General features: G+C 25.5%; 5 protein-coding genes. 4 read left to right on the top strand and 1 reads right to left on the bottom strand.

Translation table 11 applies throughout. From position 1 onward, the window contains the following. The 4 genes from RBH29_RS16610 to RBH29_RS16595 all read left to right on the top strand — a co-directional run. Positions 1 to 427 (top strand): RloB family protein (locus RBH29_RS16610; RefSeq protein WP_306698121.1); only part of this gene is annotated, 427 nt, incomplete at its 5' end. A 703-nt stretch (positions 428 to 1,130) separates the two neighbouring features. Then, entirely contained in the window at positions 1,131 to 3,218 is a 2,088-nt protein-coding gene (locus tag RBH29_RS16605) for an AAA family ATPase (protein WP_306698120.1), read from the top strand. Further along, the gene (locus tag RBH29_RS16600; RefSeq protein WP_306698119.1) at positions 3,218 to 5,263 is read left to right on the top strand and encodes a UvrD-helicase domain-containing protein; all 2,046 of its coding nucleotides are present in this window, start codon (positions 3,218 to 3,220) and stop codon (positions 5,261 to 5,263) included. The genes RBH29_RS16605 and RBH29_RS16600 overlap by 1 nt, the downstream gene beginning before the upstream one ends. Positions 5,264 to 5,548: 285 nt before the next feature. Then, positions 5,549 to 6,844, top strand: a complete 1,296-nt coding sequence (locus RBH29_RS16595; protein WP_306698118.1) for a hypothetical protein — start codon at positions 5,549 to 5,551, stop codon at positions 6,842 to 6,844. A 564-nt stretch (positions 6,845 to 7,408) separates the two neighbouring features. Here RBH29_RS16595 and RBH29_RS16590 read toward each other — a convergent pair. Next, on the bottom strand, positions 7,409 to 8,800 hold the full coding sequence (locus RBH29_RS16590) for an ATP-binding protein (protein ID WP_306698117.1): 1,392 nt from the start codon (positions 8,798 to 8,800) through the stop codon (positions 7,409 to 7,411). Positions 8,801 to 9,105 lie beyond the last annotated feature (305 nt).

The raw sequence follows: 9,105 nt of genomic DNA, 5'->3' as shown, positions 1-9,105 counted from the left end.
CACTGCAATATCTAAAAGAACTGAAGGCTTGTATAGACAAATTTGGTGTGTCTTTGATAAGGACGATTTTTCAGATTTTGACGATGCAATTTGCCTAGCGGATAAACATGGTATAGGAACAGCATTTTCTAACCAAGCATTTGATTTATGGTTTATAATGCATTTTAAAGTATGTAATGGTGCATTACATCGAGATAAATACGAAGATATAATAAATAGTTGTTTTGTAAGAGATATCAATAATAGATATAAAAAACCATATGGTGAATTATACAGTAAATTAAAAAATAAAATTGAGAAAGCAGTGAATAATGCAAAGGTTGGACATCAAAATCATATAAAAAATGGTGGGAAGCCTTCTGACTGGGAATCGTGTACAACTGTGTATAAGCTAGTATCTGAACTGTTAAAGTGGCAGAAAAGATAAAGTGTTATTGTTTTTATATATTAATTATGCTTGGAATTATATTTTTTCAATAGATGATATAATTTATATATCAGAAAATACCCAAAACAAATTTGAATTTTTAAGACATTGAATTATAAATAAGATAGACTTTTTTTACAATATACCTGTTTGTTTAGCAGTACAAATAGGTATATTGTTTTAATTAATTATTTTCAAATTATTCTAGTAAGCTTTATCTTCAGTAAATTATTTTCAAGACCCTAAGATTCAATATATAGACTTTTTAATTTCCAAGATATTTATCAGTCTTAATATTAGATAAAAGAATTAGTTCTTAAAATCTTAAAAAATCTTTTGCTATAAAAAATCTTTTGAAAAAATTTTAAAAAAAGAGAAGGATTTTGTTATTATTTATAGAAATTTCTTGTTAAAAGATGTTTGAATTAGTTGTTGTATTGAACTAAAATTTATATTTTTAAAATCAAAATTATTATGTAGCTAGTTAACCGTTGAACATGACAGGCTATACGTCTTTAGCTTTAAGGTGTATTGCCAAGGAGACCGTGAAGCCGTAGATATTTGAGAATTTTAATAGCAGCTTTAGCTTTAAGGTGTATTGCCAAGGAGGTCATATAAATGGTTAAGATCTTTATTTAAAGTAATTATCACATAAAACAGATAGAAATTAATCTTTAATATATAAAAAAGGGGAGAAGAGTATATGTACTTAAAAAGTTTGAAAATTAAAAATTTTAGAAAGTTTGGAGAGGTAAATAACAAAATTGAGTTTGTTGATGCTAAATGCTATCATGAACAAAAAGATAGTAAAAATATAAACGTTGCCCCTACAACTACTTTAATTGTTGGAAAAAACAATTGTGGTAAAACAACTATTGTCAAGTTATTAGAAAAGCTGATTATAAATAAAAGTTTTAAATCTAATGATTTTAACTTTTTATATTTGAAAAAAGTATTAAAAAACTACAAAGAAGCAAAGGAATCAGGAAAATCTTTAGAAAAAATAAAAAGTCCATATCTAGAATTCAATATTTGTATAGGAATTGAAGATAATAAAACTGATTTAATTACTAATTTAATTCCTTTTTTGAGTTTAGATGATATTGAAAAAACTGAGCTGGGAATTATCGTAAAGTATGAATTAGAAGAAGAAGAGGCTTTTAAAATTAAAGTACTAGGTATGATTGAAAATATTAGCCAATCATCAGCGAAGGAAGAAGAATATTTTGATATTATTCTTTTTAGAGAATTTTTAGATCTAATAGATAATTCAAACTTTAAAATATACTATTATGATTCGAATGGAAATAAAGTTGATAAATTTAATATAGATAATTTGATTGATATAAAAACAATTAATGCCAATAATATTAAAAATGAAAAGTGTCTTTCTGAAGCTTTCAGTAGAATAATTAAATATCGTTACAATTCAATAGTTAAGGATGAAAGTAAGACAGAAGAAAAACTAAAACTTGATTCAAGCATTAGGGATTTTAATATAATGTTAACATCAAAAATAGAAGAAAATCACACAAATGCTATAAATGAATCTTTAGGAAAAATTGAATCATCTGATAAATTTAAAGTTTGTTTAACATCAGATTTATCTTTTCAAAAATTAATAAATAATTTAATTAGATACGAGTATGTTGAACAGGATAACAATATTCCAGAAAATCAATTTGGTTTAGGATATACAAATTTAATGATGATAATAGGAGATTTAATTGAATATATAGAAAAATATCCAGAAGATTCTTTCAATAGCAAAGTAAACATAATATCTATTGAAGAGCCAGAAACATTTATGCACCCACAGATGCAAGAGTTGTTTATAAAAAATATTAATAATGCTATAGATTTTCTTTTAAAAAGCAAAAATAAAAATATAAATAGCCAGTTAATAATTACAACGCATTCATCACATATATTAAACAGTAAAATTCATAGTGGTAATACATTTAATAATATAAATTATATTAATATAAAGGATAATTACGCTTATGCTATAAATTTGAATGATGAAAAAATAATGCCAGATGAGACAGATGATAGAGAAAAAGATCTTAAATTTCTTAAGAAACACATTAAATATAAAGTTTCTGAATTATTTTTTTCAGATGGGATTATTTTTGTTGAGGGTGTAACAGAAGAAACACTTCTTAAATACTACATAGAAAACAATTCTAAGCTAAATAAATACTATATATCTATCTTTAATATAGATGGAGCACATGGACTTGTATACCATAAGCTTATAAAATTGCTAGAAATCCCAGCACTGATAATTACTGATTTAGATATAAAAAGAGGATGTGAAGAAAAAAAATCTTTTGAGCAAATAACTGACTTAAAAAATAAGGAGACAACTAATAAAACAATTAAAAATTATAACAATAATTCTAATAGTTTAGAAAGTCTTCATGATAATTTTCATAACGACAATTTATATATAACTTGGCAGGGAAAAATTAATGGATATTATGCTTCGAGTTTTGAAGAAGCTTACATACTTACAAATTATAACAACAGACTTTTAAATGAAGTTTTGGAAGGAATAAAGCCTAAGATTTATAGTGGTATAATAGGTAAAGATGAAAAATACAAAAAAATCAGAGATAATTCTTATAAGTTTCAAAGTAAATTATCAAATTGTAAAAGTGATTTTGCTAATGCATTACTCTATAAGTTTACAACAGAGGGTGAAAATTTAGAAATTCCAGTAATACCAACATATATTGATGATGGACTTGATTGGTTAGCAAAAAAAATAAAAGAGGAGGAATGTTAATGATTTTAACTAAGATTTCTCCAAATAACAAAGAAAAGGAAAATAATTTAATAAAGTCAATCTATAGATCTATAGATAAAAACGAGAGTATCTTTTTTAATTCAGGAGCTGGTTCGGGCAAAACATATGCACTTATTGAATGTTTAAGATATGTAATAGATAAATACGGTGATAATTTAAAACAACATAATCAAAAAATTATTTGTATTACGTATACAAATATTGCAGCGAAAGAAGTAAAAAGTAGACTTGGTAACAGTGAGATAGTTCTGGTCTCCACAATACATGATAGAATTTGGCAACTAATAAAATTCTATCAAAAAGAATTGGTCGAAATTCATAAAGAAAAATTAAATGAAGAGATTACAAATTTAGAAGAAGAATTAGAAACAGAGTATGATATATATCAAAGCTTGGATGATGAAAAAAAAGAAAATCTTAAAATAATTATGATTGAAAACAAAGAACTATTTTATCAGAATTATAATTCAAGTGCTATGGATTTTAGAAATGTGTTTATGGCAATACTTGAGAGTTATCCTGATATATTAAAAAATATTTCTATTTTTAAGAAAATGGTAGGCAGAATTTATAAAATCGAAAATTATAGAGAATGTTTAGAAAACATAATTTCAAATAAGGAAGAATGCAAAGTAGAATATAATTCTACGTATAATAGAGATCAGCTTCATAAAATGAGAATAAGTCATGATACATTACTAGAATATGGTTTTAAAATTATAAAAAGATATAATTTATTAAAAAAGATAATAATTGATAAATATCCATTTGTGTTTATTGATGAGTATCAGGATACTAGTGAAAAAGTAGTGTCAATAATGAGTTGCTTACAGGAGTATTCTAAAAATATTAATCATAAATTCTTTATAGGATATTTTGGTGATGTTGTTCAAAATATTTATGATGATGGTATAGGGGAAAAAATAAAAGAAAGCTGTTGTAATTTAAAAGAAATAAAAAAAGATTTTAATAGAAGATCTACAAAAGAAGTTATTGATGTTATAAATAATATTAGAAATGACCAAATAAAACAAGAATCAATTTATAATGATTGTACAGGTGGAAGTGTAGGATTTTATACTGGCAGTATAAAAGATATAGACAGTTTTATAAAAAAGTATGAAACCAAATGGAATATAAATTGTCAAAACAAACTGCATTGTTTGGTTTTAACTAATGAAATTGTTGCTCGATATAGTGGTTTTGAAAACATATATAATGCTTTTAAAGAAACAGACAGATATAGAATACATTATGATCAACTTAACACAGAACTTTTAAATACTAATGACTTATCAAAGCTTGGTGAAGTACCAAATATATTGTTTAAAATAGTTGAATTATATAATAATCTTATAAATCAGAAGGTTTCTATAAGCGAAATTGTACCAGAATGCATGTGGAATATGAATATTATAGATTTAAGAGAATTAATAAAATTATTGAAGCAAAATAAAGGAAATACGTTAGAGCAATATGTAGAATCAATTTCAAAAAAATATTTAAAAGTTGACGAAAAAAGATATAAGGATATAATAGATAGAACATTTGACCTCAACAATTTTTCTTTTCAAAATTTTAAAAATTTTCTTATAGAAAAACTATTTCCAGATTTAGAAGATGATAAAATAAATAGAGCAAATGAAAAGATACAAAAATTATTGGATATTAATATGGATGAGTATAATTTATGGTATAAACATATATTATGCAAACAAGAAGACAGTATTATTTATCACACTTATCATGGGACAAAAGGGCTTGAATTTGATAATGTGAGTATAATTATGGGAAACAGTTTTGGCAGGAAGAATAATTATTTCAAATTCTTTTTTGAAAAATATAATAATTCAAAAACATTAAAAGATGAGGAAAAAAAATATTTTGAACAAATACGGAATTTATTATATGTTTCTTGTTCTAGAGCTAGAAAACATTTAAGAATTTTATATATTGACGAAGTAGCTAGCTTTAAAGATGGAATTGAAAAAATCTTTGGAAAGGTACAGCCATTTAGAAGTTAGCTATAAAAAGGATTTTATCAATTGTGAGTTTTGCTATATTCAATACAAAGCAAATGTTAAGTATTCGTTATTTATGGTTGTATGTACACATTAAATTTCATTGCTATAAAAAAGTTACATCTTATAAAAAGGTTAAATTATTGTTGAGGTTTTATGTATTGGTAACTATTAAAAAAACAAAAGATATATTAGATAAAGTGTGAAAATGCAGCGCAAAAATATTGAAAAAAGTCATCTTTATTAATTATTTGATAAAATTAAGTTTGATATCCAATTAGTCATTACATGTTAGCAGGCAAATTGATTTTTAATCAGTTAAAATTGATGTACTATTTAGTAACGGAGTATTTTGGCTTATTGCATATTTATATTGAGTTTGAAAGGAACGGTATTGTTTATATGACAGATATGGACATGCAAATGTTAATTGAACTGGATAAGCTGGAGAAATTATCAGTAATATATTCTCATGAAATGCGATATATTAGCAAGCGTATCAGAAGAGATATATGGATACTAGGTGAGAATTCACGAAAATTAGCATTTTTTTTAAATAAGATAACAAAAGAATTTGAGTTTATAAAAGATAACAATGGAACTGACAACTCTTTTACATTAAATACGGTTATTGAATACGTGGGGGAATTATCAAAGTATGGTATTTTTTATAATTATAAATTGGGTATAAGATATTTTAAGGAGTTAATAAATGATATTCAGTTAGAAAGTGCAGCAAATTTGATAGAACAGCAGTGGGAGGATGTATTTAAAAAAGAGGATGGTTATAAGGGGTTTTTAGAGATTTTTGATGACATTTTTACAAAATGCATTAATTTGCATAAAGATAAATTTTTTCGCAAGTTAAAGTGTAGTGATATTTTGTGCAGAGTTGTAGAGGGCACTGGACATAATGCAGATCGATTTATTCCTTGGCCCAGCAAAACAAATAACAGATGGAACCCTCCGGGAAAACAGTACTTATATTTGTCATATAATGATAAAAAAATGCAATATAATGATTATTTATCATTAAATGAATATATTTGCTTAAAGGAATACAGAGCAAGCATTGGGGGTAAATACTCCTTTTGTAATTTTGAACCAGTAACAGAGGGTGATATTTTAGATTTATCATATAATGATGTATCATTGTCCCAAATAAAAAGCATTATAGATGATTATTACAATAATAGTTTTAAAAAGATAGTCGGTGATCTTTTATTAAATTCTAATGCATATGAAAAATATAAAAATAAAAAAAGATTAAAAAAAGATTTAAAAGTTTTTATAGATAAAAATCCAGTTGATAAAAGTATTATTGAAGAATCATATGCAAAGCAATACCTAAAGATGATATGTAACTGTGTATATAAAAAAGTAGATGAAAAAGATGAAGATAAAAGAGAAAAAGTATATAAGTCATTTCATGTTTTATCAAAATACTTAGAAAGTAAAGGGGTAACGGGAATTATATATCCTTGTACTAGGACTAAAAAAATTATTGGCAAGAATTTAGTTTTATTCAATGTAAAAGATGCAAGACCTATAATGTCTTCAATAAGGGAATACATTTATGTTTAAAAACTAAGTAACCCTACGTTGAAAACTCGTACATAGTGTAAAACTAGTACGATGAGCCAGTCTATCCTAAGTAAATCTCCTACAGTTTTAATGATTGCATATAATTTATTCAATTGCTTCCTGCAAAATGCGTAAGATTTAGAGAGAAAGTTTATGTATAAAACTTAATAAGCATAGCTAAAAGGATAGTAATGGGTATTAGATATATAAAACTAAAATATTGTTCTTTACAAATTAGTGTTTCCTTTCTAGTCAATAAAAATAATCAGATAAATTATATCCCTAAGAATACGCGAACTTGCAAAAAAAGCCTAGTTTTACAAAAAAAGTTATGCGACAGAGAATTTTCTTGATTGCCATTAATATTAATGACAATAGTTTTATTTCCTCGATGATTTGAAAAGGCCTGTTTATCTATAGAAATGTTACCATACTTTTGAAATTTTATACATAAAGCAACTACTATTTCAAGCAAGGGAATCAAAATACTAACAACTTGAGAGGAAGTAGCAACTTGTATTTTAATAACGGTGAATTAAATAAATATGGCTATTTCGTTAATTACTACCTATAGATTTTCTCAATATCAAATAATAAAATACCTTCTTTTTTAGATCTCTCAATTAACGAATTAGTAAACCCTGCTTTTGAAAACAAGCAGTAATGTTTTGGCTTAAATTCAGTAAACAAACTTGTCTTTTCTATTAGTTTGTTTAATATCTCTTCTCCTACTTTTTCATTTCGGAATTTACATTCACCAAACATAGCAGCCTTTTTATCAGAACTAATTAATACTATATCAATTTGCTCTTGTTGCTTCTTTAAGGGATTATTTCCCCACCATTGTCCGATATTTCCAATATCAAAAGGTAAATATTCACAGTGAAATAACAAATAGTCTTTGCACATTTCTTCAAATACAAGTCCCGTATAGTCAGATAAAAATGGCTCTATAGATTTTTGGTAGGAGTTTTCAATTTTTCCTGAAACAATTGCAGCCATATTAGGGGGAACAAACCTATACCAAAAGCGAAACAAATTATCCGAAATAAGATAAATAGTTTTTTTAGCTATTTTTCCTGCGATAGGAGTTTCTTTTTTTATTATGCCTAGAGAAATTAAATTATTAATATACTTAACACATAAACTGCTTTCGATTTGAACTTTTGAAGCAATTTCGCTGAGTTTACTGCTTCCATTAGCAATAGCAGAAATAATAGCATTATAGGTCTGAAGTTCTCGTAATTCTTGTTTTAATAGATTAGATGGCTCTTCAAATAAAAATGCTGACTTGTCAAATATGTTTTCTTTTATATTTTCAGTAAGAGGTACTGAGTCTTTAAATTTTTCAATATACAAAGGTACACCGCCAGTTATTCCGTAAAGTAATGCTTTATCATCAAAATTGTAATTTGGAACCCATTTGGCAGTATCATAATAATCGAAGGGTAAAATTTTAAATTGTGCTGTCCTTCTTCCATATAAAGGACTCTTGTATCCTAATACTTGATATTCCATAAAACTCATAGATGAGCCACAGAGTATCATAAATAATTTTGTATTTTTAAATTTCATATCTATGGTATTTTGTATTAATGATGAAATAGATTTATCAGAAGATGCTAGATAAGGATATTCATCTATAACTAAAATTAGTCTTTTATTTTCTGAAATTTCTTCAATGTATTCAAAAGCTTCTGTAAAGCTCTTGAAATCAGGATTAGCTGATAAACCTGGCATGGAATAAGAAAATACAGAAGATGAAAAAGCAGATAAATTCTCTTTTAGCGTAGATTCTAATGCAGAAAAAAAGATTGTTTTTTTGTTTTTGCAAAATTCATTTATAAGAGTTGTTTTCCCCACACGTCTTCTTCCATATATAACAACCATCTCAAAATTGTTACTGCTGTATAACCTTTCGAGTTTTTTTAATTCATACTCTCTGCCATAAAACATTATTACACCACCAAAAACTATATTATATGTCAATAGTAAAGAGGTGCGAATTCATAAAAGTATGCCAAGAAATAGTTTGTATAAAAAAATGCTTAAAAACAGAAAAAATACTTAACTTTACTGTAAACAAGTCAAATCCATAATAATAAATATGATTCTTAACAATTGTAGCGAAGGCATTAGAAAGCCTGAAAAATTTAATTGCTACAAAAAACTATATCGTAATATAGTATATTACGATATAGTTTTTTAGATGATGTGAAAAAATATTATTAATATGACACTGTGGTGTCATATTAAATAGT

The organism is Herbivorax alkaliphila (assembly GCF_030848475.1).
Taxonomy (GTDB): Bacteria; Bacillota; Clostridia; order Acetivibrionales; family Acetivibrionaceae; genus Herbivorax.
This window is presented reverse-complemented; position numbering and strand designations above follow the sequence as displayed.

Excerpts from the sequence above, each read along its gene's own strand:
- RBH29_RS16595 (WP_306698118.1), top strand. The coding sequence starts at position 5,549 with ATGTTAGCAGGCAAATTGATTTTTAATCAGTTAAAATTGATGTACTAT.
- RBH29_RS16605 (WP_306698120.1), top strand. The coding sequence starts at position 1,131 with ATGTACTTAAAAAGTTTGAAAATTAAAAATTTTAGAAAGTTTGGAGAG.
- RBH29_RS16590 (WP_306698117.1), bottom strand. The coding sequence starts at position 8,800 with ATGTTTTATGGCAGAGAGTATGAATTAAAAAAACTCGAAAGGTTATAC.
- RBH29_RS16600 (WP_306698119.1), top strand. The coding sequence starts at position 3,218 with ATGATTTTAACTAAGATTTCTCCAAATAACAAAGAAAAGGAAAATAAT.